General features: G+C 31.9%; 24 protein-coding genes and 1 other RNA gene. 13 read left to right on the top strand and 12 right to left on the bottom strand.

Features of this window, described 5'->3' with window-relative positions:
* Positions 1 to 21 precede the first annotated feature (21 nt).
* On the top strand, positions 22 to 786 hold the full coding sequence (surE, locus tag AC2I98_RS07370; protein WP_486413948.1) for a 5'/3'-nucleotidase SurE: 765 nt from the start codon (positions 22 to 24) through the stop codon (positions 784 to 786).
* 129 nt (positions 787 to 915) lie between these two features.
* On the opposite strand, the gene AC2I98_RS07365 is transcribed toward surE, so the two are convergent.
* Together AC2I98_RS07365 and gyrA are read right to left on the bottom strand one after the other, a co-directional pair.
* Complete coding sequence (locus AC2I98_RS07365; protein ID WP_486413947.1) at positions 916 to 2,112, bottom strand: tetratricopeptide repeat protein; 1,197 nt, start codon at positions 2,110 to 2,112, stop codon at positions 916 to 918.
* 3 nt (positions 2,113 to 2,115) lie between these two features.
* Positions 2,116 to 4,689 (bottom strand): DNA gyrase subunit A, encoded by a 2,574-nt coding sequence (gene gyrA / locus AC2I98_RS07360; RefSeq protein ID WP_486413946.1) that lies wholly within the window; start codon positions 4,687 to 4,689, stop codon positions 2,116 to 2,118.
* A 364-nt stretch (positions 4,690 to 5,053) separates the two neighbouring features.
* Here gyrA and rpmH point away from each other — a divergent pair, with 364 nt between their 5' ends.
* The 3 genes from rpmH to AC2I98_RS07345 all read left to right on the top strand — a co-directional run bounded on the left by rpmH (position 5,054) and on the right by AC2I98_RS07345 (position 6,965).
* The gene (rpmH, locus tag AC2I98_RS07355; protein ID WP_486413945.1) at positions 5,054 to 5,212 is read left to right on the top strand and encodes a 50S ribosomal protein L34; all 159 of its coding nucleotides are present in this window, start codon (positions 5,054 to 5,056) and stop codon (positions 5,210 to 5,212) included.
* 82 nt (positions 5,213 to 5,294) lie between these two features.
* Positions 5,295 to 5,987 carry a cell division ATP-binding protein FtsE gene (locus AC2I98_RS07350; RefSeq protein ID WP_486413944.1) on the top strand — a complete coding sequence of 231 codons (693 nt, stop codon included), beginning with the start codon at positions 5,295 to 5,297 and terminating at the stop codon, positions 5,985 to 5,987.
* Between the two features lie 75 nt (positions 5,988 to 6,062).
* Positions 6,063 to 6,965, top strand: a complete 903-nt coding sequence (locus AC2I98_RS07345) for a glycosyltransferase family 2 protein (protein WP_486413943.1) — start codon at positions 6,063 to 6,065, stop codon at positions 6,963 to 6,965.
* 1 nt (position 6,966) lies between these two features.
* Here AC2I98_RS07345 and AC2I98_RS07340 read toward each other — a convergent pair whose 3' ends face one another.
* A complete protein-coding gene (locus AC2I98_RS07340; RefSeq protein WP_486413942.1) occupies positions 6,967 to 8,085 on the bottom strand; it encodes a glycosyltransferase in 1,119 nt (372 codons plus the stop codon).
* 18 nt (positions 8,086 to 8,103) lie between these two features.
* Positions 8,104 to 8,337, bottom strand: a complete 234-nt coding sequence (locus AC2I98_RS07335; protein WP_486413941.1) for a uroporphyrinogen decarboxylase — start codon at positions 8,335 to 8,337, stop codon at positions 8,104 to 8,106.
* 76 nt (positions 8,338 to 8,413) lie between these two features.
* Between AC2I98_RS07335 and kdsA the strand changes: the two genes are divergently transcribed.
* From kdsA to AC2I98_RS07315, 4 genes are all read left to right on the top strand, one after another.
* Positions 8,414 to 9,223, top strand: coding sequence for a 3-deoxy-8-phosphooctulonate synthase (gene kdsA / locus AC2I98_RS07330; RefSeq protein WP_486413940.1), 810 nt, complete (start codon positions 8,414 to 8,416; stop codon positions 9,221 to 9,223).
* Between the two features lie 73 nt (positions 9,224 to 9,296).
* Complete coding sequence (hemN, locus tag AC2I98_RS07325) at positions 9,297 to 10,658, top strand: oxygen-independent coproporphyrinogen III oxidase (protein ID WP_486413939.1); 1,362 nt, start codon at positions 9,297 to 9,299, stop codon at positions 10,656 to 10,658.
* A 60-nt stretch (positions 10,659 to 10,718) separates the two neighbouring features.
* The gene (gene hpt / locus AC2I98_RS07320) at positions 10,719 to 11,255 is read left to right on the top strand and encodes a hypoxanthine phosphoribosyltransferase (protein ID WP_486413938.1); all 537 of its coding nucleotides are present in this window, start codon (positions 10,719 to 10,721) and stop codon (positions 11,253 to 11,255) included.
* A gap of 6 nt (positions 11,256 to 11,261) precedes the next feature.
* Positions 11,262 to 11,840 carry an adenylate kinase gene (locus AC2I98_RS07315; RefSeq protein ID WP_486413937.1) on the top strand — a complete coding sequence of 193 codons (579 nt, stop codon included), beginning with the start codon at positions 11,262 to 11,264 and terminating at the stop codon, positions 11,838 to 11,840.
* Between the two features lie 198 nt (positions 11,841 to 12,038).
* Here AC2I98_RS07315 and AC2I98_RS07310 read toward each other — a convergent pair whose 3' ends face one another.
* On the bottom strand, positions 12,039 to 13,073 hold the full coding sequence (locus AC2I98_RS07310; protein ID WP_486413936.1) for a quinone-dependent dihydroorotate dehydrogenase: 1,035 nt from the start codon (positions 13,071 to 13,073) through the stop codon (positions 12,039 to 12,041).
* 492 nt (positions 13,074 to 13,565) lie between these two features.
* Here AC2I98_RS07310 and obgE point away from each other — a divergent pair, with 492 nt between their 5' ends.
* Positions 13,566 to 14,552 carry a GTPase ObgE gene (gene obgE, locus AC2I98_RS07305; protein WP_486413935.1) on the top strand — a complete coding sequence of 329 codons (987 nt, stop codon included), beginning with the start codon at positions 13,566 to 13,568 and terminating at the stop codon, positions 14,550 to 14,552.
* Between the two features lie 23 nt (positions 14,553 to 14,575).
* Positions 14,576 to 14,896: a YbaB/EbfC family nucleoid-associated protein gene (locus AC2I98_RS07300; RefSeq protein WP_486413934.1), complete on the top strand. Its 321-nt coding sequence runs from the start codon at positions 14,576 to 14,578 to the stop codon at positions 14,894 to 14,896.
* Between the two features lie 33 nt (positions 14,897 to 14,929).
* Here the strand turns inward: AC2I98_RS07300 and AC2I98_RS07295 are convergent, their stop codons facing one another.
* The 3 genes from AC2I98_RS07295 to AC2I98_RS07285 all read right to left on the bottom strand — a co-directional run bounded on the left by AC2I98_RS07295 (position 14,930) and on the right by AC2I98_RS07285 (position 17,251).
* A complete protein-coding gene (locus AC2I98_RS07295; RefSeq protein ID WP_486413933.1) occupies positions 14,930 to 15,703 on the bottom strand; it encodes a rhomboid family intramembrane serine protease in 774 nt (257 codons plus the stop codon).
* 67 nt (positions 15,704 to 15,770) lie between these two features.
* The gene (locus tag AC2I98_RS07290) at positions 15,771 to 16,757 is read right to left on the bottom strand and encodes an ATP-grasp domain-containing protein (protein ID WP_486413932.1); all 987 of its coding nucleotides are present in this window, start codon (positions 16,755 to 16,757) and stop codon (positions 15,771 to 15,773) included.
* Positions 16,754 to 17,251 carry a hypothetical protein gene (locus AC2I98_RS07285; protein ID WP_486413931.1) on the bottom strand — a complete coding sequence of 166 codons (498 nt, stop codon included), beginning with the start codon at positions 17,249 to 17,251 and terminating at the stop codon, positions 16,754 to 16,756. Before AC2I98_RS07285 ends, AC2I98_RS07290 begins: the two co-directional genes overlap by 4 nt.
* Before the next feature lie 50 nt (positions 17,252 to 17,301).
* On the opposite strand from AC2I98_RS07285, the gene AC2I98_RS07280 reads away from it, so the two are divergent.
* From AC2I98_RS07280 to rnpB, 3 genes are all read left to right on the top strand, one after another.
* A complete protein-coding gene (locus tag AC2I98_RS07280; protein ID WP_486413930.1) occupies positions 17,302 to 17,952 on the top strand; it encodes an NRDE family protein in 651 nt (216 codons plus the stop codon).
* Positions 17,953 to 18,071: 119 nt separating this feature from the next.
* The gene (locus AC2I98_RS07275) at positions 18,072 to 20,597 is read left to right on the top strand and encodes an ATP-dependent Clp protease ATP-binding subunit (protein ID WP_486413929.1); all 2,526 of its coding nucleotides are present in this window, start codon (positions 18,072 to 18,074) and stop codon (positions 20,595 to 20,597) included.
* Positions 20,598 to 20,681: 84 nt separating this feature from the next.
* Positions 20,682 to 20,990: RNase P RNA component class A (gene rnpB / locus AC2I98_RS07270), an RNA gene on the top strand.
* On the opposite strand, the gene AC2I98_RS07265 is transcribed toward rnpB, so the two are convergent.
* The 4 genes from AC2I98_RS07265 to AC2I98_RS07250 form a co-directional block, all read right to left on the bottom strand.
* The gene (locus tag AC2I98_RS07265) at positions 20,989 to 21,762 is read right to left on the bottom strand and encodes a LuxR C-terminal-related transcriptional regulator (protein ID WP_486413928.1); all 774 of its coding nucleotides are present in this window, start codon (positions 21,760 to 21,762) and stop codon (positions 20,989 to 20,991) included. The two genes, rnpB and AC2I98_RS07265, sit on opposite strands and share 2 nt — an antisense overlap.
* A gap of 189 nt (positions 21,763 to 21,951) precedes the next feature.
* A complete protein-coding gene (locus tag AC2I98_RS07260) occupies positions 21,952 to 22,893 on the bottom strand; it encodes a transketolase family protein (RefSeq protein ID WP_486414066.1) in 942 nt (313 codons plus the stop codon).
* The gene (locus AC2I98_RS07255; protein ID WP_486413927.1) at positions 22,893 to 23,594 is read right to left on the bottom strand and encodes a hypothetical protein; all 702 of its coding nucleotides are present in this window, start codon (positions 23,592 to 23,594) and stop codon (positions 22,893 to 22,895) included. The genes AC2I98_RS07260 and AC2I98_RS07255 overlap by 1 nt, the downstream gene beginning before the upstream one ends.
* A 21-nt stretch (positions 23,595 to 23,615) precedes the next feature.
* The gene (locus tag AC2I98_RS07250; RefSeq protein WP_486413926.1) at positions 23,616 to 25,076 is read right to left on the bottom strand and encodes a hypothetical protein; all 1,461 of its coding nucleotides are present in this window, start codon (positions 25,074 to 25,076) and stop codon (positions 23,616 to 23,618) included.
* Positions 25,077 to 25,091: the final 15 nt, after the last annotated feature.

Raw genomic sequence — 25,091 nt, 5'->3', positions numbered from 1 at the left:
GAATAAAAGTAATAAATAAATATGGAAAGACCGCTAATTTTAGTTACAAATGATGATGGAGTAACTGCGCCAGGAATAAGAGCATTAATAGAAGTTGCAAAAGAATTTGGGGAAGTTTATGTTGTGGCTCCTGATAGTCCACAAAGTGGTATGGGGCATGCTGTAACAATTAATTCAACTTTGTTTTGTGATGAGATAGAAGTTGATTCGGAAGTAAAAGAATATGCGTGTTCTGGAACACCAGTGGATTGTGTGAAATTGGCTGTTTCGCAAATTTTACCTCGTAAACCAGATTTGTGTATCTCGGGAATTAATCATGGCTCGAATTCTTCTGTGAATGTAATATATTCTGGAACAATGTCTGCAGCTGTTGAGGCTGGTATAGAAGGGATTCCAGCTGTTGGATTTTCGTTGTGTGATTTTTCATATAATGCAGATTTTAAAGCAGGAGAAAAATTTATTAAAACAATTATTGCTCAGGTTTTAAAAAATAAATTACCAAAAGGAGTTGTGTTGAATGTAAACATTCCTAAATTGAAAGAACATGAAATAAAAGGGATAAAAGTTTGTCGCCAAGCTGATGCAAAATGGGAAGAGAAGTTTGATAAACGTGAAGATCCACGTGGAAGAACATATTATTGGATGAGTGGGGAATTTAAAAATCTTGATAAAGGAGAAGATACAGATGAACGAGCTTTAGAGGAAGGTTATGTTTCGGTTGTACCTGTTCGTTATGATTTAACTGCGCATCATTTTTTGCCAGATCTTAGAAATTGGGATTTGTAAGACAAAATTAGAAGTGCGAAACTTGCTGGAATTATTAGCTTTTCGAAGAGATTTTATTTAACTAATTTCAAATAACTTGAAAATAAAAAAGGACTTCAATTGAAGTCCTTTTTTATTTTATTGAGAGAATTATTTAGTTAATTTTTTCTCAGCATCACGATAGAAGTTTTCTTTCTGCTCGTTTCCTAAAGTTTTGTAAGCTTGAATTAAGTTACGAATAACCAAACGATTTTCTGGTTGTATTTCGTACATTTTCTCAAGGTAAGGAACTGCTTCTGTAAACAAAGCTTTACGTTTTGCTTCGTTTGTATTGTAAATTTCTTTCTCTTTTTTAGATGTTCCTAAATTGTTGTTCATTGCTTCAACAATTTCTTTGTCTGGTTGTAAAATAGCTAAAACTAAATTGTTATAAGACTCGAAATGTTTTGGATTTAATTCAATCGCTTTTTTGAACATTTTTTTAGACTCTTCTGCTTTAGAAGCGTCATCTAAATATAAAACGCCTAAGTTGTAATAGTTTTGTGAATCGTTAGGGCTGATTTTAATTGCTTCTTCGATACGTTTCAACATTTTATCAGAGTTTCCAGAAACTTGGTAAATTCCAGTCGCGATATTGTTGATATCAGCATCAGTTGGATATTTGGCAATAGCTTCTTCTACAATCGCATCGTATTTTTTTGCATTGTATAATCCATTAAGCGCTAAAACATACATGTCGCGGTTGTAATCTTTTGTTTGATTAGCCGATTTACCTGTAAATCCTTTTGCAGCCAATTCTTTTAAAATCGTTAACGATTTATCGTAATCATTTGCATTGTAAAAACAAATTGCTGCTTGATATTTATAGATATCTTCTTTTGTACCTAAAGCTTCAACTAAATTATAAACGTTCAAGAATTTTGTTCCAGCTTCTGTGTATTGTTTAGCGTCCATTGCTTTGTTAGCTGCATCTAATTCTTTGTTCGCTAAATTAGAAACTTCTGATTGCAATAAGAAACCATATTTTGGTTGTAATGCAACTTCTTTAGCTTTTGCATAGTTACCGCTTGCTGTAGCTTTGTCTAAATCTGCTTGAGAATAGTAAAATTCGTCTTTTTTAGAGTCTTTGTTTTTGACTTGCCAAACTTTACCGTTTTCGTATTTAGATAGCTTTGCTAAATCTTGACTTGCTTTTGTAACGTCACCTTTTGCTAAGTTTTCTTTTGCTGATTTGTTATATTTTTCAGCTAAAACTGTAGGTTCTGTTGTTAACTCTTCTGTGTTTGTTTGAGCAAATGATGTTGACATTGCTAAAACTAAACCTAAACTAAATAATAATTTTTTCATTGATTATTCATTATTTGGATCCTCTGCAGATGTTTCTTCTGCTTGAGTTTCGTTGTTTTCGTTTGTATTTTCTACAACAATTGGATTTCCTTCTTCATCTAGTTCTACTTCGTCTTCCAATTCTTCTTCAACTTGTACTTTTGCAATAGCCGCAATTTCGTCGTTCTTTTTCAGGTTAATCAATCGAACACCTTGCGTTGCACGACCCATTATACGTATTTCATCTAAACCAGTTCTAATTGCTACACCAGATTTGTTGATAATCATTAAATCATCTTCATCTGTAACAGCTTCTATAGCGATTAGTTTTCCGGTTTTATCAGTAATATTAAGTGTTGTGACACCTTTACCACCACGATTTGTTTCACGATAATCTTCTATAGAAGAACGTTTTCCGTATCCTTGTTCAGAAACCACTAATACAGTTTCTTTTTCTACATCAGTTACAACAATCATTCCTATAACTTCATTATCTGGTTGATCTCCTAAATTGATACCACGAACTCCAGATGCAGTACGACCCATTGGACGAACTTTTTCATCTTCGAAACGAATTGCTTTACCATATTTAGAAGCGATCATAATTTGAGATTTACCATCTGTTAATAATGCTTCTAATAATGTGTCACCTTCACGAACTGTAATTGCGTTGATACCATTTACACGTGGACGAGAATAAGCTTCTAAAGATGTTTTCTTGATGATACCATTTTTAGTTACCATGATTACGTAATTGTTATTTACGTATTCTTCGTTCATTAAATCGTGTGTAAGGATATATGCTTTTACTTTATCATCTGGTTCGATGTTAATCAAGTTTTGAATTGCACGACCTTTAGATGTTTTAGAGCCTTCTGGAATTTCATATACACGCATCCAATAACATTTTCCTTTTTCTGTAAAGAATAACATATATTGGTGGTTAGATGCCGAAACCATATATTCTAAGAAATCTTCGTCACGTGTTGTAGCGGCTCTGTTACCAACTCCTCCACGAGATTGTTTGCGATATTCAGAAAGTGGTGTACGTTTGATATACCCCATGTGAGAAATCGTTAAAACAACTTGCTCATCTGGAATTAAATCTTCGATATTTAGATCTCCACCTGCATAATCGATGTCAGTACGACGTTCATCACCATATTTTTTACGAACTTCTAATAATTCGTCTTTGATAATTTGCATACGTAAATCTTCGTTTGCTAAAATATCTTTTAAGTGATTAATCATTTTCATGATTTCATCGTACTCTTCACGAATTTTATCAATCTCAAGACCAGTTAATGTACGTAAACGTAGATCTAAAATGGCACGTGCTTGAATTTCTGACAACTCGAAAGCTTGCATTAATCCTGTTCGAGCATCTTCTGGTGTTGCAGATTCGCGAATAATTTTAATTGCACGATCCAGATCATCTTGTGTTCCGATTACTTTCATGTAACCTTCTAAGATATGTGCTCTTTCTTGTGCTTTTCTCAATTCGTATTCTGTACGACGCACGATTACTTCGTGACGGTGTTCTACGAAATGATAAATCATATCTTTCAAATTCAATTGTTCTGGTCTACCATTAACCAAGGCAATGTTATTTACACTGAAAGATGATTGTAATTGAGTAAATTTATATAGTTTATTTAAAACAACGTTTGGAACCGCATCCATTTTAAGTACATAAACGATACGCATACCTTTACGGTCAGATTCATCACGAATCTCAGAAATACCATCTAATTTACCATCTTTTACTAACTCAGCAGTTTTTGCAATCATGTCTGCTTTGTTAACTTGGTAAGGGATTTCTGTTGCAATAATACAATCGCGACCATGTACTTCTTCGAAATTAGTTTTTGCACGTAAAACAACACGTCCACGTCCAGTTTCGAAAGCTTGTTTTACACCATCGTAACCATAAATAGTACCTCCTGTTGGGAAATCTGGCGCTTTGATGTATTGAGTTAATTCGTCAATTGTAATTTCGCGGTTATCAATATAAGCAATAGTTCCATCAATAACTTCTGTTAAATTATGAGGAGCCATATTAGTTGCCATACCAACTGCAATACCAGATGCACCATTTACTAATAAATTGGGAACACGTGTAGGTAATACTGTTGGTTCTTGAATAGTATCATCGAAATTTAGTTGAAAATCAACTGTTTCTTTATCTAAATCAGCTAATAATTCGTCTGAGATTTTTTGAAGTTTTGCTTCAGTATAACGCATTGCAGCAGGTGGATCACCATCTACAGAACCGTAGTTACCTTGTCCGTCAACTAATAAGTAACGCAAAGACCAAGGTTGCGCCATACGTACCATTGTGTCGTAAACAGAACTGTCGCCGTGTGGGTGAAATTTACCTAAAACTTCCCCTACAATACGTGCCGACTTTTTGTAAGAACGATTAGAAAAAACACCTAATTCATACATTCCGAATAATACTCTACGGTGTACAGGTTTTAAACCATCACGCACATCCGGAAGCGCACGAGATACGATTACCGACATCGAATAATCGATGTAAGCGGATTTCATTTCATCCTCAATGTTAATTGGGATTAGTCTTTCTCCTTCAGTCATATTGTTTTGATATATAAGGTGGCTAATATACGAATTTTAAGCTAAAAAAAGACTGATAAAAACAAGATATTTGATGTTTTATGAAAGTTTTAAGGAAAGTTTTCTAATCCATCCAAAAATTAGTTCATTTCGTTTGATAAATTAAAAATGTTGATAAGTTTTAATTGTTATTGTTTTAATTTTCTCTTGCTTAACAAAAAAATGTTTTTATATTTGCACTTCGAAAATTACAAAGTGTAGAACGGAACGCGGTTTACTATTAATTCAGCTTTTTTGTAATTTTCTATCAATTTGATTTTTGAATTAATAATATTAACTGTATATTTGCAACCCATTCGAGTAATGGATTAGAAACTTAGTAAAGATGAGTAAGAGAACATTTCAACCAAGTAACAGAAAAAAAAGAAACAAACACGGATTCCGTGAGCGTATGGCTTCTAAAAACGGGCGCAGAGTATTAGCTGCTCGTAGAAAGAAAGGAAGAAAAGCATTAACTGTTAGTGACGTAAGAGCTAAAAGATAATCGCTACAATTCATAAAAAATAAGCTTGAAGGTCGTTCTTTCAAGCTTTTTTTTTACATTTGTTTTAAAGACTGTAGAAAGTATGGAAGCTAAAAATGTAATTGAGTTAAATCAATCATCTATATATCAAAGGAATCATTTAGTATTATCAGACGTTAATTTTACACTTAACGAAGGTGAGTTTGTTTACTTAATTGGAAAAACAGGAAGTGGAAAAAGTAGTTTATTAAAAGTACTTTATGGTGATTTACCATTACAATCTGGACAAGGTTCTGTGGTTGGTATGGATTTGAAATCATTAAAAACAAGTAAAATTCCAGATCTTAGAAGACATTTAGGAATTGTTTTCCAAGATTTTCAATTGTTAACAGATCGTACGGTAGAACAAAACTTAACGTTTGTTTTAAAAGCTACTGGCTGGAAAGATAAATCAACGATTGATAAGCGTATTGACGAAGTTTTAGATGCGGTAGGTATGTTGTCTAAGAAAAAAATGATGCCATTCAGACTTTCTGGAGGAGAGCAACAACGTGTTTCTATAGCTCGTGCTTTATTGAATCATCCTGAGTTGATTTTAGCTGATGAGCCTACGGGGAATTTAGATCCAGAAACGTCAAATGATATTATGGATTTGTTGTTGTCAGTATCTAAACAAAATAATTGTGCAGTTTTAATGGCGACACATGATTACGAGATTATTCGACGTTACCCTGCACGTAAAGTGCGTTGTGAAGACGGAAAATTATTTGAAGTTGCTGAAGCAATTACAGAATAAAAATAAGACACAATATATTTTTAAAGAAAGAGTTTACTTAGTTGTAGACTCTTTTTTTATTCGTAAAAGATTATTATGATTTCAATTTTAGTACCTGTTTATAATTATGATATTCGAGATTTAGCCTCTGAGTTAAATAACCAAATTTCTGTGTTAGATACTAAGATTGAAGTGATTTTTTATGATGATTTTTCTACAAAAAAGAATATCACTGAAACTAATAAAAATACTGCAAACCAATTTGGTTTTACATTTTATACTTCAGATCTGAATAGAGGAATAGCAGAGGCGCTTAATTATTTATCAACTTTAGCAAAATATGATTGGTTAATTTATTTAGATGCAGATGTAGTACCAGTTAACTCCAATTTTATAGAGATATATATTCAGTTAATTAATGATCAAAATAAAGCATTTTGTGGTGGGCTTTTGTATCAAGAAGATAAACCAAAAGAAGGTATTTTGCGTTGGAAGTATGGTCAGAAATATGAAGTTCAGACTTTGGAACAAGCAAATAAAAATCCTTATTTAAATTTTAAAACGTGTAACTTTTTAATTCATAAATCAGTTTTAGGAAAAAATAAATTCAAGTCTAAAAATAATTTATATGGAAATATAGATACATTGTTTGGCTTAAATTTAAAACAAATAAATATTGATGTTTTTTTTATAGAGAATAGAGTATATCATTATGGATTAGAAGATAGTATTACATTTTTAAATAAGACAGACTTGGCAATAGATAGTGTGATTTCTATGTATATGAATAAAAATTTAAAGATTGAGAATACTCGTTTGATAAAATTTTATTTGATTTTGAAAAAAGGTAGAATAACTAATTTGTGTAAATTATTTTTAGAAAATTTAAAACCGATGATGCTTAAGAATTTGAAATCTAATAATCCTTCAGTTAATATTTTTCAGCTTTATAAATTGTATCTAGTTTTGTATAAAATGAGTCTTTTAAACAAAAGCTAATCTATTTTTTTATGTGTTCAAAAATTTCTTTTAATTTTATTTCTTCATTTTCCCAACAAAGCTCATTTGCAGCTCTAGCTAGATTTTCTTGATACGATTTTTTTCCTTCGTTTAAGATTTCTTGTAGCTTTTCAGCTAAATGTTTTGGTTCATGGTTTTCTATTACTTTACCAACTTTATAATCTTCGACCATTTTTTTTATTTCAGGTAAATTAGTTGATAAAATAGGAACTCTAGCTTGAATAAAGTCAAATAATTTATTCGGTAGAGCGTAGCGATAGCTTAATCCTAAATCTTCTTCCATACTCATTCCTACATCAGCTAAAGGTGTAATAGTTTTTAAAGTTTTTGGGGGTATATTTCCTAAAAAGTGAATTTGATTAGTAAGGTTTAAATTTTTTACCAATTGTTCGTATTCTGCTTTTTTAGGACCTTCGCCAGCAATCCAAAATTGACAATTATTAATGTGTTTAAACGCTTCAATCATTTTGTCAATTCCTCGACTCATATTAATAGCGCCTTGATACATTAATATTTTATCATTATTCAGATTTTCGGGTAAGCGAAAGAAAATAAAATCTTGTTTATCGTTTAGTTTTGTTCGGTTGGGAACATTTCTAATCACAGTTGGATTAGAGCCATATTCGTTACGAAACCAATTTGCATATCCATCACTTACAGTATAAAAATGATTGATTTTAGGAAGTAAAAATTGTTCTAAGGTTTTCCAAACTTTTTTTGTTCTAGGACGATTGTGTAATGATGGTAATTCAGAAAAAATTTCGTGACTATCAAAAATTAAAGGTAGATTCTTTAATTTGCTGACTAAATAAAAAGGAAGTAAACTATCTAAATCGTTTGCGAGTAAAATAGTCTTTTTATCTGTTTTTTTGATCAACGTAAAGAATAATTTCCAATTAAATTCAGCATACATTTTCATCGAAGATTGATTTTTCATATCAATCAAATGAGTTTTGTAAGGCTTATTAAGATTTGGTTTACTCTTTAATGTAGCACCAATTAATTCTACATCGTATCCAAACTTTAGCAAAGAATGGCAAACTTTATCTAATCTTTGATCCGTTTCAATATTATTTAATACTGCTGATAGAATTTTCAAATTTTATGGTTTTAGAAATTATTTTCCAGGTTTAAAAATAACATAATACGCCTGAACTAGAAATAATAACGCATTCGGAATAAGAACCGGCCAAGCCTCAATCATTGCAGCATAAATCACAAAACAAATACATCCAATTGCATTGATAATGCGGATAACTGTAATTTTAGAAAAGAAAAATGCTAATACAATAAAGACTGAAGCTAAATAGCCAAAAATATCGGCTATACCGATGTTAGATAAAAAATCCATAAAACGATAAATAAGAATGATAAAGTATAGGCAAAATTATGAAAAATAAGTCGATAACTTTGTTTAAATTTGCACAATGATAGAAACTTTATCAAAGATAAAACACAAAGATTCGCCAAACTTCTTTTTAATCGCTGGTCCATGTGCCATAGAGAATGAAGACATGGCTTTGAGAATTGCTGAAAAAGTAGTTAACATTACTGATAAATTAGAGATTCCTTATATTTTTAAAGGATCTTTCAAGAAAGCAAATCGTTCTCGTATTGATAGTTTTACAGGAATTGGAGATGAAGAAGCATTGAAGATTATACAAAAAGTTGGAGAAACTTTTGATGTTCCTACAACTACAGATATTCATGAGCCTTTTCATGCAGAAATGGCTGCGACTTATGTAGATGTTTTACAAATTCCTGCTTTTTTGGTTCGTCAAACTGACTTAGTTGTTGCAGCAGCAAAAACTGGAAAACACGTTACATTAAAAAAAGGACAATTTCTTTCGCCAGAAGCAATGAAATTTCCTGTAGAAAAAGTAACAGATTCCGGTAATAACAATGTAGCAATTATCGAGCGTGGTACTATGTTAGGTTATGGCGATTTAGTGGTAGATTATCGTGGAATTCCTGTAATGCAGAATTATGCACCAGTTATTTTAGATATTACGCATTCTTTGCAACAGCCAAATCAAGCTTCGGGTGTAACAGGAGGAAAGCCAGAGTTAATTGAAACAATTGCGAAAGCTGGTATTGCTGTTGGTGCAGACGGTATTTTTATCGAAACGCATCCAGATCCTAAAAATGCAAAAAGTGATGGAGCAAACATGTTACAATTAGATTTGTTAGAAGGACTATTAACAAAATTAGTTAGAGTTCGTCAAGCAATTTTATAAAATAATATAAAAGAAAAATAATTTATTAGATAATACTTAATCGGATGGTTAAGTATTATTTAATTTTTTAGATATGAATAATTTAATTCAAAAATATAATATTCCAGGACCTCGTTATACAAGTTACCCAACTGTTCCTTTTTGGGATAATGATGGTTTTTCAAAACAAGGTTGGGTGGAAACCTCTCAGCGATCTTTTGAAGAAAGTAATGAAGAAGAAGGAATATCAATTTACATTCATTTACCTTATTGCGAATCTTTATGTACGTTTTGTGCATGTAACAAACGTATTACGAAACAGCATTCGGTAGAAATTCCTTACATAGATACGGTGCTAAAAGAATGGAAGTTGTATGTGAATTTATTTTTATCTCGTCCAAAGATTAAAGAAATTCATTTAGGTGGAGGAACGCCAACATTTTTCTCTCCAGAAAATTTGAAGAAATTAATTGATGGAATTTTTGAATATGCGGATGTTGCCGAAGGACATGAATTTAGTTTAGAAGGTCATCCAAATAATACAACAAAAGAACATTTACAAGCATTATACGATTTAGGTTTTAGACGTATTTCGTATGGTGTACAAGATTATGATCTGAAAGTTCAGCAAGCGATTAATCGTGTTCAGCCTTTCGACAATGTGAAAAGAGCTACTGAAGAAGCTCGTGAAGTTGGGTTTACATCAATTTCTCATGATTTGATTTTTGGTCTTCCTCATCAAACAATGGAAGGAATGAAGGAAACGATTAATTTGACAAAACAGTTAAATCCAGATCGTATTTCGTTTTATAGTTATGCACATGTACCGTGGATAAAAGGTGTTGGACAACGTGGTTTTCATGACGAAGATTTGCCATCACCAGAATTGAAACGTGCTTTGTATGAAGAAGGGAAGAAAATGTTCGAGGAAATGAATTATTTCGAAGTTGGAATGGATCATTTTGCATTAGAACATGATTCGATGTATCAATCGATGAAAAACCATACGTTACACCGTAATTTTATGGGATATTCTTCTTCTAAAACACAGCTAATGATAGGTTTAGGAGTATCTTCCATCAGTGATTCGTGGTATAGCTTTGGGCAAAACGAAAAAACAGTAGAAGAGTACGAAAAATCGATTCATAACGGAGAGTTATCTGTTTTCAAAGGTCATATTTTATCAGAAGAAGATTTGATTATGCGTCGTCATATTCTAAATTTAATGTGTAATTTAGAAACTTATTGGACAGACGATAAAATGAAATTTGATGATGTAGATCGTATCAAAACAATGTTGCAAGGTATGGTTGATGATAATTTGATTGAATTTATAGAAGATGGTTTAATCGTAAAAGAAGAAGGTCGACCATTTGTAAGAAATGTATGTATGGCATTCGATAAGAGAATGATAGATAACGACCCAGAGACACGTCTCTTCTCTATGACAATCTAATAAAATAGATAAATGTTTTAAACTTTATCAAAAAAAGTATATATTTGAATATCTCAAACAATGAAAGAAATAGAAATTCACGGTAAAAAATTTATTCCGTACATCGCTTTTGAAGAAATAGAACACGCCATCAAAAATATGGCAAACGAAGTTTATGAAGAATACAAAGACGAAAGACCGATTTTTGTTGGTGTATTAAACGGAGTTGTAATGTTCTTTAGCGATTTCTTAAAACAATATCAAGGAGAATGTGAGATTTCGTTCTTGAAATTAAAATCTTACGAAGGAACAGAATCAACAGGAAAAGTTCAAATTGAGATGGATATTCCAATGAGTGTTGAAGGTCGTCACGTAATTATTTTAGAGGATATTGTAGATACAGGTAATACGTTAGTAGAGTTACACCGAATCTTGAAAGAGAAAAAGGTGAAATCTTTAAAAGTAGCTACGTTATTATTTAAACCAGAAGCTTACAAAAAAGAATTAAAAGTAGATTTAGTGGGAATTTCTATTCCTGATAAATTTGTTGTGGGTTATGGATTAGACTATGACGGATTAGGAAGAAATTTACCAGATATTTATCAAATAAAACATTAAAACAAAATGCTAAACATTGTATTGTTCGGACCTCCTGGCAGTGGTAAAGGAACACAAGCTAAATTTTTAGAAGAAAAGTACCAAACTCCTCAAATTTCTACTGGAGACCTATTTCGTTTTAACCTTAAAAATGAAACTGAATTAGGTGCACTTGTGAAATCTTATATGGATAAGGGACAATTAGTTCCAGATGAGGTAACAACAAATATGTTGGTAGATCATTTAGATAATAATCCTAATGCGCAAGGGTATATTTTTGATGGATATCCACGTACAACATCTCAAGCAGAAGCTTTAGATAAAATCTTAGCAGATAAATATGAAAGCGAAGTTTCGATTACATTAGCATTAGTTGTGGATGACGAAATTTTGGTAGAACGTTTATTAGAGCGCGGAAAAACGTCTGGTCGTGCTGATGATGTGGACGAAAAAATTATTCGTGATCGTATTACAGAATATTACGAAAAAACTGCAATTGTAGCAGAACACTACAAAGCGCAAGGAAAATGGGTTGAGATTGATGGAGTAGGTTCTATTGAAGATATTACTGAAAAATTAAACGCAGCAATTAAAGAAGTTTTATAAAACAACTTTTACATTATATAAAAAAAGGATTCTCATTTAGAATCCTTTTTTTATTGTCGTGTTTAATACAAAATATTATTTGGATATGATTTCCAGAATTTGTCATGTTGAACTTGTTTTCAACATCTCATCATAATAGACAAAATCGATAAAAAACTAAGCTGTCATTCTAAGCTTGTCGAAGAATAAAATATTTTATTACTTATTATCTCCAACCAATCCTTTACAAATATCTTTCACAATACTTGGACCTTCGTAAATAAAACCAGTGTAAACTTGTAGTAAACTTGCGCCAGCTTCTAATTTTTCTTTCGCATCCTCGGCTGTATGAATTCCTCCAACTCCAATAATAGGAAAAGCTTTGTTTGATTTTTCTGAAAGATAACGAATCACTTCTGTCGAACGATTTTTTAGTGGTTTTCCCGAAACGCCTCCAGTTTCTTTTACAATTTCTGGATTAGATTTTAATCCTTCTCTCGAAATAGTTGTATTTGTAGCAATAACTCCTGCAATTTTTGATTCTAAAACAATATCTATAATATCATCCAATTGAGAATCGGTTAAATCTGGTGCTATTTTCAGTAAAATTGGTTTTGGTTTCTCGTTTTGATTATTGTATTGTTGCAAATATTTTAGAATGTACAATAAGGGTTCTTTTTCTTGCAAATCACGTAATCCAGGCGTGTTTGGCGAACTTACATTCACCACAAAATAATCTACATAATCAAACAGTGCATTGAAACATTTGATGTAATCATCTACAGCATCTTCGTTTGGCGTTAATTTATTTTTACCAATGTTTCCACCAATAATATATTGCTCACGATTTTTTAAATCTCTGATTTTTGAAACTGCATAATCAACACCTTTATTATTGAATCCCATTCGATTAATAATCGCTTCATCTTCTAACAAACGAAACATACGAGGAGCATCATTGCCCGGTTGAGGTTTTGGTGTAATCGTTCCAATCTCGATAAATCCAAATCCGAAGTGGTTCAATTCTTCGATATATTCAGCATTTTTATCAAAACCTGCGGCTAAACCAATTGGATTTTTGAATTTAATTCCAAAAACTTCTCGTTCTAAACTTGGATGATTAAATTGATAAAATTTATCCATTAATTTTCCAACTCCAGGAAATGCAGCATAATTTTTTAGATTTCTTGTAACAAAATGATGTGCTTCTTCGGGCTGTAATTGAAATAGAATTTGTTTGATTTGTTTGTACATGCTGCAAAATTAATCAATCCAATTTAGACAGAAAAGTACGAAATATGAATTGAGGAATAATTTTCTGCAAATTTACTGGTTCAATATGTATCCGACCACGTGTTGAACCAAGCTGACCACGTGTTGAACCAAGCTGACCAAGTGTTGAACCAAGCTGACTACGTCCTGAACCAAGCCGACTACGTCCTGAACCAAGCTGACTACGTCCTGAACCAAGCCGACTACGTCTTGAACCAAGCCGACTACGTCTTGAACCAAGCTAACTACGTCTTGAACCAAGTAGACCACGTCTTGAACCAAGCCAGTTTGGTGGTGTAAGTACTTTATCTATACTAAAGGGATAAAAAATAGTGTTAATATTTGATAATTTATTGATAGTGTTATCGAACATTCTCAAGTGGATTTTATTCTTTTACGAAATACTTATTACTTAATACTTTTTACATTAAGCAAGAAATCGTACTTTTGCAGACTAATTAAAAGAGAAAAATTATGCAATCAAATTTTGTTGACTACGTAAAGATAAATTGTAGAGCCGGACATGGAGGTGCGGGTTCAGCAAGTTTGCATCGCGAAAAATATATTGACAAAGGAGGACCAGATGGTGGTGATGGTGGACGTGGAGGAAACATTACACTTCTTGGGAATTCAAATCTTTGGACATTGTTAGAATTTCGATTCAAAAGACATTTCCGTGCGCAACATGGTGGACGTGGAGGTAAATCTCGTTCTACTGGTGCTGATGGTGAAGATATTATTTTGGAAGTTCCGATTGGAACGATTGCCAGAGATGAAGAAGGAAATATTATTGGCGAAATAACAGAAAATGGACAAGAATTAATTATTGCCAAAGGAGGAAAAGGAGGTTTAGGAAACTGGCATTTCCGTTCTGCTACTCGACAAACACCTCGTTATGCACAACCAGGTATAGATGGAGAAGAGCATCAAGTTACTTTGGAGTTAAAAATCTTAGCTGATGTTGGATTGGTTGGTTTCCCTAATGCAGGTAAATCGACATTGTTATCAGCTGTTTCTGCTGCTAAGCCAAAAATTGCAGACTATGCATTTACAACGTTAACGCCTAACTTGGGAATTGTAGAATACCGTAATCATCAGTCATTTATTATGGCAGATATTCCTGGTATTATAGAAGGTGCTGCCGAAGGAAAAGGTCTTGGACATCGTTTCTTACGTCATATCGAACGTAATTCGAACTTATTATTTTTAATTCCAGCAGATACAGAAGATTATAAAAAAGAGTATGAAATTCTGTTGAATGAGTTGAAGAAATTTAATCCAGAATTATTAGATAAAGGGCGAATTTTAGCTATTTCTAAATCGGATATGTTAGATGATGAGTTAGAAGCAGAAATTAGAGCACAATTACCAACTGATATCGATACAATTTTTATTTCGTCTGTTTCTGGAAAAGGAATTACAGAATTGAAAGATTTATTGTGGAAAAAACTACACGAATAACTAATTATTAAAGATAAAGACAAATGTTTGGAAATTTTGGAGACATCATGGGAATGATGGGAAAAATCAATTCATTTAAAGATAAATTCTCTGATTTGAAAAATGAATTAGATAGTGAAGTTTTTACAACTACATCTAACGATGGAAAAGTAAAAATTACAATGTCTAAATTAGCAACAGTAAAAGATATTGAACTTGCTGATGGAATGGAAAAAGAAGAAATTGAAGATTTATTAGTGATGACGTTAAACAAAGCGTTAGAGCAAGTAAAAACAGAAGCAATTGACAGAGCGAAAAAAACAGCTCAAGAAAACTTACCAAACATTCCTGGAATGCCTTTCTAAGTAGAGATTGAATAAAAAACAAAACCCTGAAAATTAATTTTCAGGGTTTTGTTTTATATGATAATTCGGATTTTCATTTTCCTCATTCAGCGATTCTAAGTATTCAGTTTTCAAGCGTTCTTGTTCTTGATAAACTTCCCATAAACGCTCAGCTTGCGGATCGTAATAATTTTCTTGATCCCATTTCGGAACTTCTTTTTGTGGTCCAATTTTTCTAAACAAATAGGCGAAAAATGCACCTGAAATAAATCCACTCAAATGTCCTTCCCAAGAAATAGAATTACCACCAACATCAGATTTTAATTGAGGTAAGATTTCTTGCGGAACCATTCCCCAAAGCATTCCACCGTATAATAAAATAATAATAAGCGAAATTGCCATTAATCCACGTTCTTTGCGAATAATTCCACTGAAAAATATAAACGAAGCCAATAAATAAACGATAGAACTTGCTCCAATATGACAACTTACATGATCGTCTAAAAAAGGAGGATTTCCAATAATCCATAAAATTGCACCTGATAAAATCCACCCAAAGAAAATCACATAATACGCTAATCTATCATACATCAATAATGCGATAAAGCTAAGAAAAGCTAATGGAAAAGTGTTGCTGATAATGTGTTTCCAACCAGAATGAAAGAGCGGAGAAAATAAAATTCCTTTCAATCCAACAAAAGTTCGCGGAATAACTCCGTAACAACCATCGAAATTGTATCCATTTTGCTGAAACAAAAAGATAATCCACATAGGGATAAGTAATAACAAAGGAATTATAATCGTTTTCTTGGGAAAAGGATAACTCATAAAATTGGTTTCGAAAACTTCTTTCAATCTTTATTCCTTTCCATGAAAACTGCCAAATATGGTAAAATTAAGATTGATATCGTTTGATTAATTCTTTCGCGAGTAATTTCCAATCCGTCCATTTTACACCTAATTGATGATTTTTAACGGCTATCTTATGTTGATAATTTAAATGCTTAATAACTTCTTTATAAGCTTTTACAAGATTAAATGAAGGATCGTAAATATGAGTTGCTTCCGAGTTTGCTCCATTAATCTCGAGTATGACAAAATTTCCGTTTTGGAAATCTTCTAAACTTTTTGCTTTCAAATCGATTCGTCCATAATAAAAACCATCAATTTTTTGTGCAATTTGATCAATAGTTTCTTCTAATTTAGAGGTTTTAAAAGAAGATCCGTCCAAAAAAGTTGTGCCACGACTATGGTTCCCAATTGGTTCAACTAATAATTTTTCATCTTTTTGGAGAACTGAATTCAGATCGTTTTTAAATCGTTTAACCAAATATTCTTTTCGATAAAAAGCTCTTAAATTTTGATCGATTAATTCTTTTAATGTAGATTTACCATCACCTGTAAACGTCAAAAAATCTTTTGCTGTAATCGATATTATTTTTCCTTTTTCTTCATTTGGTAATCGAACATAGAAGACGCCAAATTCAAAATTAGATTGAATATATTCTTGTAAAATTAAATCACGATTATTTTGTTTTAAATAATGATTCCAGTCAATATTATTTCTGATTAATTCAACACCAATTCCACGTTCACCAAGATTTGGTTTCGCAATAAAAGGAAATTCAAATGGTAGTTTTTGGCTTGTAAATTCTTTAAAGAAAACAGTTTTTGGTTTATAATTTTCATCAATTTGATTGAGTAAATCTATTTTTGAATAATCAATAAATCCGCCCCATTTCATTGTAGGATTTGCCGAACAAAAATAAGCTGGAGCACCTGCCTGAAAAATTTTATAGATATACCAAGGTGTCAATGGACCATAAAATAACCAGAATGGCCAAAATTCGTATCGTGTCCATTTTGTTATTTTAGGATTCATTTCTCTTGATTTTGAAAAGCAATTGTTGAAGAAGCAATCCCGAAATTTGTTGGAATTTTAATGGTAGGAAAATGAGTTTCTATCGCGATTTTAATCAACGCAAAATGATGAATACTATGATCAAAACAATACATTAATTCACGATAATTTGTTGTTTTAAGTATAAAATTCTCTCCATAGTAATTCTGTTTTAGATTAATTGTTTTATCTAAATCTAAGCGTTCTATTTCCGACTTTAAATGATTCAGCGTGTTTAAACTTTCAACAACAGAATTTTCTAACGTATGATTTCGTTGTCGATCATCATAACAAATACAATAACTTTTTTGAGCGTTTAAAAAACAGGTATAAAATTCGATAATATGACGGAAATGTTTACCAACAGAAGCGTTAGAAATAATTTTTAATTCTTGTTGAAAAGACGAATCGTCAAATTGCAAAAGAATCGATTTCATTTCATCAAAAGAATGCGATATGGTTTTCTGAATACTCATAATTCTTTGCAAAGATAAATTTTTACATTTGAAGTAAATTGAAAAATGAGATGTGTATAGTCAGTTTTTACAGAAATGAAAGCGAATTTGTGTTGACGCACAACCGAGATGAAGAAATAAATCGATCATCTTCTAAAGAAATTGTAGAACAAGAACGTTTTGGCAAAACATATTTTTCGCCTGTAGATGAGCTTGCAAAGGGAACTTGGATTTTTTATTCGGAGCAATATTTTGCGTGTATTTTGAACGGAGGAATTGAAAAACCATTGCATTTTAAAGAACAATACCGAGAAAGTAGAGGAATTATCTTGTTAGATTTATTGAAATATAATTCTGTAAATGAGTTTATTGATTCGGAAAATTTGTCAGAAATAGCACCTTTTACCATTTTTGTCTTTGAAAGAACAACTAAAAATGCTTACCTTTTGTTTTGGAATGAAAATGAATTGAGTATAAAAGATGTTTCGCAAGAAAAAATTGTGACGTGGTGTTCGTCTACATTGTATAGTCCTGAAAGGAGAAATGAAATTGATGAAATTTTTAATCAAAATAATGATTTAAATTCAGAAGAAATTTTAGAACTTCATGATGATTTGAAAATGAAAAAAGGCGATTTATATGATTTTTTAGCTACGACATCTATTTCTCAAATTATTATGAACTCTTTAAGAATTGATATGAAATATTGTCAGCTATTTTGAAATTAATAGACAATAATTCGTTATTTTAGGGATTCATTAAATCATTTCGGACATAGGCATAATTTATGCTATAGTCTATCAGAATAATTATATTTGTTAAAGACAGCTTAAATAATAAAATGAACGATAATTTCTCACAACAAGTAAAAGACGTTATTTCTTACAGTAAGGAAGAAGCGTTGAGATTAGGCCACGACCAAATAGGAACGGAACACCTTCTGTTGGGGATTATTCGCGACGGTGAAGGGAAAGCCATTTCTGTCTTAGAAGCATTAAATGTCGATTTAGACGAAATGCGTCAAAAAATAGAAAACCTAAACCCAGCTAAAGAAACTCCTGGTAATAATATAAAAAATTTGAGTTTGACAAAACAAGCTGAAAGAGCGTTGAAAACAACATTCTTAGAAGCAAAATTGTTTAAAAGTCCGACTGTAAATACAATTCACTTATTATTGTGTATCCTTCGTAATGAAAACGATCCGATTACAAAATTGATGAATAAGTTGGATATTGATTACAATACAGTAAAGGAAGAATTCAAATTTCAATTTCAAGACGAAGAAATTCAATCTCCTCGTGCAGAGAATCCATCTTTTGATGGAGGTGATTCTGATAGCGATTTTGAGCGTGCGTCTACAAGTAAATCGCCTTCGAAAAGTAAAACACCAGTTTTAGATAATTTCGGACGAGATTTAACTTTGATTGCGCAAGAAGGAAAATTAGATCCAGTGGTTGGACGTGAAAAAGAAATAGAACGTGTTTCTCAGATTCTTTCTCGTCGTAAAAAGAACAATCCATTGTTAATTGGAGAACCAGGTGTTGGTAAATCTGCAATTGCAGAAGGTTTAGCATTACGAATTGTACAACGTAAAGTATCGCGCGTATTGTTCAACAAGCGTGTGGTAACATTAGATTTAGCATCTTTAGTTGCTGGAACTAAATACCGAGGACAGTTTGAAGAACGTATGAAAGCAATCATGAATGAGTTAGAGAAAAATGATGACATTATTCTTTTCATTGATGAGTTACATACAATCGTTGGAGCAGGAGGAGCTACAGGTTCTTTAGATGCTTCAAATATGTTCAAGCCTGCATTGGCACGAGGTGAACTACAATGTATTGGTGCAACAACGTTGGACGAATATCGTCAGTATATCGAAAAAGATGGCGCGTTAGTTCGTCGTTTTCAGAATGTGATGGTAGAACCAACAACACCAGAAGAAACATTACAGATTTTACATAATATCAAAGACAAGTACGAAGCGCATCACAATGTAAATTATACAGATGAAGCGTTACAAGCTTGTGTTAATTTGACAACACGTTATATAACAGATCGTTTCTTGCCAGATAAAGCGATTGATGCTTTAGATGAAGCAGGTTCTCGTGTGCACATCAAGAATATAAAAGTTCCACAAGAAATTTTAGATCTTGAAGCAAAATTAGAAGAAGTTCGTGAAGAGAAAACAAAAGTTGTAAAATCTCAAAAATACGAAGAAGCAGCACGTTTACGTGATTCAGAAAAGCAAATCGAAAGCGACTTAAAACGTGAGCAAGCAAAATGGGTTCAGGAATCGAAAGAGAATCGCGAAACAGTTACAGAAGAAAATGTAGCGGAAGTTGTTTCGTTGATGTCAGGCGTTCCAGTTCATCGTGTAGCTGAAAAAGAATTGAAAAAATTAGCTCAAATGAATGAGTTAATGAAAGGAAAAGTAATTGGTCAAGATGAAGCGGTAACGAAAGTTGTGAAAGCAATTCAGCGTAATCGAGCAGGATTAAAAGATCCTAATAAACCAATTGGTTCATTCATTTTCTTAGGAACTACAGGTGTTGGGAAAACGCAATTAGCGAAAGTTTTGGCGAAAGAAATCTTTGATTCTAACGATGCTTTAATTCGTATCGATATGTCAGAATACATGGAGAAATTTGCCGTTTCTCGTTTAGTTGGGGCACCTCCGGGTTATGTTGGTTACGAAGAAGGTGGACAATTAACAGAAGCTGTTCGTCGTAAGCCATATGCGGTAATTTTATTAGATGAGATTGAAAAAGCGCATCCAGATGTATTCAATATCTTGTTACAAATTTTAGACGACGGTCATGTTACAGATAGTTTAGGTCGTAAAGTTGATTTCCGTAATACGATTATCATTTTAACGTCTAACATTGGTACAAGACAATTGAAAGAGTTTGGTGATGGTGTTGGATTTGGAACTTCATCTAAGAAAGATTCTGCAGATGAACGTGCGAAATCAACAATCGAAACAGCGTTAAAACGTGCTTTTGCTCCAGAATTCTTAAACCGTATTGATGATATTATTTTCTTTAATTCATTAACAAAAGAAGATATTATGAAAATCATCGATATTGAATTAGCAAGTTTAATTGAGCGCTTAACAGCTTTAAATTATCATATTGAATTAACTGAAGAGGCGAAGAATTTTATCGCAGACAAAGGATTTGATAAAGATTATGGAGCACGTCCATTGAAACGTGCAATTCAGAAATACATCGAAGATCCGATGGCAGAAGAGATTATCAATGCTGTTATTAGTGAAGGAGATCAATTAACTCTTGATTTAAATGAAGCGAAAGATGGTGTTAAAATTTCTGTAAAAGGAAAAACAAAAGAAGAAAAATCAGAATAATTTCTAAGTTTCTATAAAAGAAAGGCTTGAACATTTTTGTTCGAGCCTTTTTTTATTTCGATAACTTTTGCCGTACATTTGCGCTCAGCAAGCCACTTTGTCGCTTCATGTATGTGAAGAGGAAAGTCCGGGCTCCAAAGAGTAAGCATAGCGGGTAATGCCCGTCCGTCGAGAGGCGAGGACAAGTGCAACAGAAAGTATGTACAGTTCGGCTGTAGTGAAACCAGGTAAACTCTATGCGGAGCAATGCCATGTATACCAGCAGTTAAGGGCTACTCGTTCGTTGCTGGGGGGTAGGCAGATTGAAATTTAAGGTAACTTAAATTCTAGATAAATGACAAAGCATTTTAATTTTTAAGATGACAGAACCCGGCTTATCGGCTTGCTTTTTTTATTTTTTAAAGTAAAGACTAAACAATTCTGACGTATTAGAACAATCGTTTTTCTTCAACATATTTCTTCGATGAGTATCAACTGTGTGTTTACTTAAGCCAATAGCATCAGCAATATCTTGACTAGTATAACCTTTGAATAAATACTCTACAATTTCTTTTTCTTTTTTTGTTAAATTTAAAGAAGAATTTGTTTTAGGTTGAAGTAAACTATTCAAACCATTTTTGATATTATAGATATGCATTGTTGGTTTTCCACCAACTTTTATTTGGCTAATATCAGTTGCTAAACAAAACACACGATTAGGTAACAAATTTTTACTTAATTCATAAAAAAAATGCTGAAGATGTATTTGATGTATATTTCCTTTTTTATCTAAAACACGAAAATCATATGTGAATTTATAATTCATTCTTTCTTCTGGAATAATTTCCATACTGAAATTTGCGATTTTTTGTTGAATATCAATCACATCGTCCAAATCATCTGGATGTACAATTTGTACACATAATTCTGCTGTATATTCATTGGGATGATATCCTAAAATAGATTCAGCTTGGGGAGAAACATATTCGAAAATGGCAGAATTAGGATTGATAATATACATAAAATACTCGCCAATAGATAAACTTCCGAGCGTTTGTAAAAACTCTTCTATAGACTTGAAATTATCTTCATCTTTTGCCGAGTGTCTATAATCAGTATTCTCACTCCAAAGGTTTTTTACAATTGTGGTGTACTCTATTAAAGATTTTTGACCTGATTTTTTCATATTCCTATGATCTATTGGTGATACAAAATACTGACTAATGAGTATTTTTTTGATTAGCAATATAACTTAATTTTGCCAAATAATCTATAGGATTAGAGCAGTTTTGCTTTTCGACCCAACCTAATTAATATTAAACCTATAAAAAAAGGAGCTTATAACAAGCTCCTTTTGTATTATTTATGGATAAATTTAAAGTAATGATTTTACTTTTTCGATTACTGCAGTAGAATCAATTCCATATTTTTTCATTAAATCTGAAGGTGTTCCAGATTCACCGAATGTATCATTAACAGCAACAAAAGCTTGTTTTGTTGGTAATTTTTGTGCTAAAACTCTTGCAACAGATTCACCTAAACCTCCTAAGATGTTATGCTCTTCTGCCGTTACAATTTTACCTGTTTTCTTCACAGAATTTAAGATGATTTCTTCATCCAATGGTTTGATTGTGTGAATATTAATAACCTCACAAGAGATTCCCTCTTTTTCTAATTCTGCTGCAGCAACTAAAGATTCCCAAACTAAATGTCCTGTCGCAACAATTGTAACATCAGAACCTTCGTTCATTAAAATACCTTTACCAATTTCAAATTTTTGGTCAGCTGGAGTGAAAACTGGAACAGCAGGACGTCCGAAACGTAAATATACTGGACCTTCGTATTCTGCAGCGGCAATTGTAGCAGCTTTTGTTTGATTATAATCACAAGGATTGATTACGACCATTCCTGGTAACATTTTCATCAAACCAATATCTTCTAAAGTTTGGTGAGTAGCACCATCTTCTCCTAATGTTAAACCAGCGTGTGATGCAGCTATTTTTACATTTTTGTTAGAGTAAGCAATAGATTGACGAATTTGATCGTATACACGTGCTGTAGAGAATTCAGCAAATGTTCCTGTAAAAGGAATTTTACCACCAATTGTTAAACCAGCTGCAATACCCATCATGTTTGCTTCTGCAATTCCAATTTGGAAAAAACGCTCTGGATTTTCTTTGATAAATTGATCCATTTTTAATGAACCAATTAAGTCAGCACATAATGCAACAACGTTTGGGTTAGTTCTTCCTAACTCTGTCAATCCGTCTCCGAATCCACTACGTGTATCTTTTTTTTCTGTGTATGTTAAGTCTATCATTGTTTTTGTTTTTTGTATTCGTTTTTGTATTCTTCTAATTCTTTTTTCTCATCAAATTGATAAATAAAATCATTTGGCGAAATTTTAACTTCTTCTTTTTCGTTGCCTTTTTTCAACCAATTTTCTAAGGTTTCTACATTTTCTAAGACAATATTTTGTCCAACTCGGTAAACTAAGCCTTTCAAATTTAGTTCAGAATTGATAAATGGAACGGTGTTGATATTAGAATTTGTATCGATGCAAATTTCTGTACCATTATCGTTGCCATTATCTTTTCTAAAAATGTTATAAACTTCGCATTTTTGATTTAAAATGGTTTCTTTTTTACCTGTTTTATTCGCAACATAACTGTTTTTGAACTCTTGGTTTGTTAAACTTGGATTATCAGTAATTAGAAATAAATTTCCTAATAAATCTTTTGTTCCTTCGAAATCTATTTTAAAAACCTTTGGATTTTTTTCTTCACTATAAACCGAATACATGTTATCGTTTATTTTAAGCGAAGCAAAATTTCCCATTGGTGTTCGCGTAATCATCAAATGCGCTTTGTAATCTTTGGTTGATAAAATATCCAGAAAATCTGAATAGAAATCACTTTTAATACGATATTGTATAACGTTTTCAAATTTATACGTTTGCATTTGAGCAAAAGAAAAACATGTGATTAACGTTAAGATGAAACTGATTGATTTTTTCATTATCTATGATTTTGAAATAAATTAATCCAAAGAGTTCAAGAAAGTTGTCAACTTATCTTTATCTTCTTTTTTCAGTTTATCGTATTTATTATTGATTTCTAAAACGCTTTTTCGCATTGCATTTATCGTTTCTGGCAATCCAACACTTCCACTTTGATAAATGTATAAATCACACACTTGTCCTGCGTAATTGTATACTAAATTTCCTAATTGTTTATCTATAAAAGTTGGAATTTTAGCTTTCAGATTTTTACAATGTTCTGGAGCAATTTTTAGAAAATCTTCAACATCAGGATTATCGATCGCTAAATCAATTACACTAATGTCTGTAGTTTTATAAGTTGACGTATAAGGATCATAATAATCTGCATAATTATCTGATACAGCAACAGCAGAATCTACTGCCACAGCTGCAGCATCATAATCTGTTGATACTTCTGTTAACTTAAATTTTTTTGCGTCATCAAAATACGTTTTGAAAATGTTATTTAATTCTTTTACTTCACTTTTGTTTGCTAATTTATTCTTTTTGAATTGTTTTATCAATTGATTTGTAGAGCCTTGAGCTGTTGCAAGTGCAGTAGAACGCTCGATGTCAGGATTTCCATCGTAATCAGAATCTGTATAAACTAAGTTATAATTTAATGAAGCAATAGTTGTAAAAAGATTATTGACATTATTATTTTCTGATGATTGATAATTGTAATAATTAACAATAGGATCCTCGTATCGGTTGTCTGGTGAATATGCTTCAACTGCTGTGGCTGTAGAATCTATATTTGCCATTTGATTAGCATATTCTTGTTTCTTTTTTGCCAATTCGCTTGTGAAGTTTTCGATTTCTTTTTTCTCATCGAAGCTTACTTTTACATTAGAATTTGCAATACTTTGAATTGTTAATCCATTAAAATCTCCTGCATCGTATCGTACTAAAAGTCCTTTCAATTTTGTTTGAGGAAAAATAATTCCAACATTGTTTAAGGTGTTCTTTTCATCAATACATAATGTTGATGTTTTGTTTTCACCATCTGCTGTAGATATTAATTCGTATTCGTTACACTTATATCCATTGATCGCTGTAGATGAATTTAAGTTTTTAATTGATACAAATTTTTCAAACAAATTATCTGAATAAGGTTTTAAATTCTCTTCAGAAACACCTTCGTAATAATAAGGTGCTTTTATTGATAATTGATTCTCTAAAGAATTCGCATATACTTCAAAAAACTTGCTATTATTAATAAAGAAAGCGTCTTTACTGAAGCTTCCTGTTACATAAGGTCCACCTTCTGATATTCCTAAAATAGCGTCTTTCGAAAGATATGTAACAAAAAGTAAATCTTTTTGTCCTTCTAAATATATGCTATATTCCTCTGGTAAATTGATTTTGTATGATATCTTTTTATCAAAAGAATATGTTTTTTCTTGCCCAAAGGCTGTCAAAGAACAAAGTGTAAGTATAGAATAAAATAACGTTTTCATAGTATTTTGGTTATG

The sequence above is a fragment of the Empedobacter sp. EJD.6dd genome (assembly GCF_057369435.1).
This window is presented reverse-complemented; position numbering and strand designations above follow the sequence as displayed.

Excerpts from the sequence above, each read along its gene's own strand:
- surE (WP_486413948.1), top strand. The coding sequence starts at position 22 with ATGGAAAGACCGCTAATTTTAGTTACAAATGATGATGGAGTAACTGCG.
- AC2I98_RS07365 (WP_486413947.1), bottom strand. The coding sequence starts at position 2,112 with ATGAAAAAATTATTATTTAGTTTAGGTTTAGTTTTAGCAATGTCAACA.
- gyrA (WP_486413946.1), bottom strand. The coding sequence starts at position 4,689 with ATGACTGAAGGAGAAAGACTAATCCCAATTAACATTGAGGATGAAATG.
- rpmH (WP_486413945.1), top strand. The coding sequence starts at position 5,054 with ATGAGTAAGAGAACATTTCAACCAAGTAACAGAAAAAAAAGAAACAAA.
- AC2I98_RS07350 (WP_486413944.1), top strand. The coding sequence starts at position 5,295 with ATGGAAGCTAAAAATGTAATTGAGTTAAATCAATCATCTATATATCAA.
- AC2I98_RS07345 (WP_486413943.1), top strand. The coding sequence starts at position 6,063 with ATGATTTCAATTTTAGTACCTGTTTATAATTATGATATTCGAGATTTA.
- AC2I98_RS07335 (WP_486413941.1), bottom strand. The coding sequence starts at position 8,337 with ATGGATTTTTTATCTAACATCGGTATAGCCGATATTTTTGGCTATTTA.
- kdsA (WP_486413940.1), top strand. The coding sequence starts at position 8,414 with ATGATAGAAACTTTATCAAAGATAAAACACAAAGATTCGCCAAACTTC.
- hemN (WP_486413939.1), top strand. The coding sequence starts at position 9,297 with ATGAATAATTTAATTCAAAAATATAATATTCCAGGACCTCGTTATACA.
- hpt (WP_486413938.1), top strand. The coding sequence starts at position 10,719 with ATGAAAGAAATAGAAATTCACGGTAAAAAATTTATTCCGTACATCGCT.
- AC2I98_RS07315 (WP_486413937.1), top strand. The coding sequence starts at position 11,262 with ATGCTAAACATTGTATTGTTCGGACCTCCTGGCAGTGGTAAAGGAACA.
- AC2I98_RS07310 (WP_486413936.1), bottom strand. The coding sequence starts at position 13,073 with ATGTACAAACAAATCAAACAAATTCTATTTCAATTACAGCCCGAAGAA.
- obgE (WP_486413935.1), top strand. The coding sequence starts at position 13,566 with ATGCAATCAAATTTTGTTGACTACGTAAAGATAAATTGTAGAGCCGGA.
- AC2I98_RS07300 (WP_486413934.1), top strand. The coding sequence starts at position 14,576 with ATGTTTGGAAATTTTGGAGACATCATGGGAATGATGGGAAAAATCAAT.
- AC2I98_RS07295 (WP_486413933.1), bottom strand. The coding sequence starts at position 15,703 with ATGAGTTATCCTTTTCCCAAGAAAACGATTATAATTCCTTTGTTATTA.
- AC2I98_RS07290 (WP_486413932.1), bottom strand. The coding sequence starts at position 16,757 with ATGAATCCTAAAATAACAAAATGGACACGATACGAATTTTGGCCATTC.
- AC2I98_RS07285 (WP_486413931.1), bottom strand. The coding sequence starts at position 17,251 with ATGAGTATTCAGAAAACCATATCGCATTCTTTTGATGAAATGAAATCG.
- AC2I98_RS07280 (WP_486413930.1), top strand. The coding sequence starts at position 17,302 with ATGTGTATAGTCAGTTTTTACAGAAATGAAAGCGAATTTGTGTTGACG.
- AC2I98_RS07275 (WP_486413929.1), top strand. The coding sequence starts at position 18,072 with ATGAACGATAATTTCTCACAACAAGTAAAAGACGTTATTTCTTACAGT.
- AC2I98_RS07265 (WP_486413928.1), bottom strand. The coding sequence starts at position 21,762 with ATGAAAAAATCAGGTCAAAAATCTTTAATAGAGTACACCACAATTGTA.
- AC2I98_RS07255 (WP_486413927.1), bottom strand. The coding sequence starts at position 23,594 with ATGAAAAAATCAATCAGTTTCATCTTAACGTTAATCACATGTTTTTCT.
- AC2I98_RS07250 (WP_486413926.1), bottom strand. The coding sequence starts at position 25,076 with ATGAAAACGTTATTTTATTCTATACTTACACTTTGTTCTTTGACAGCC.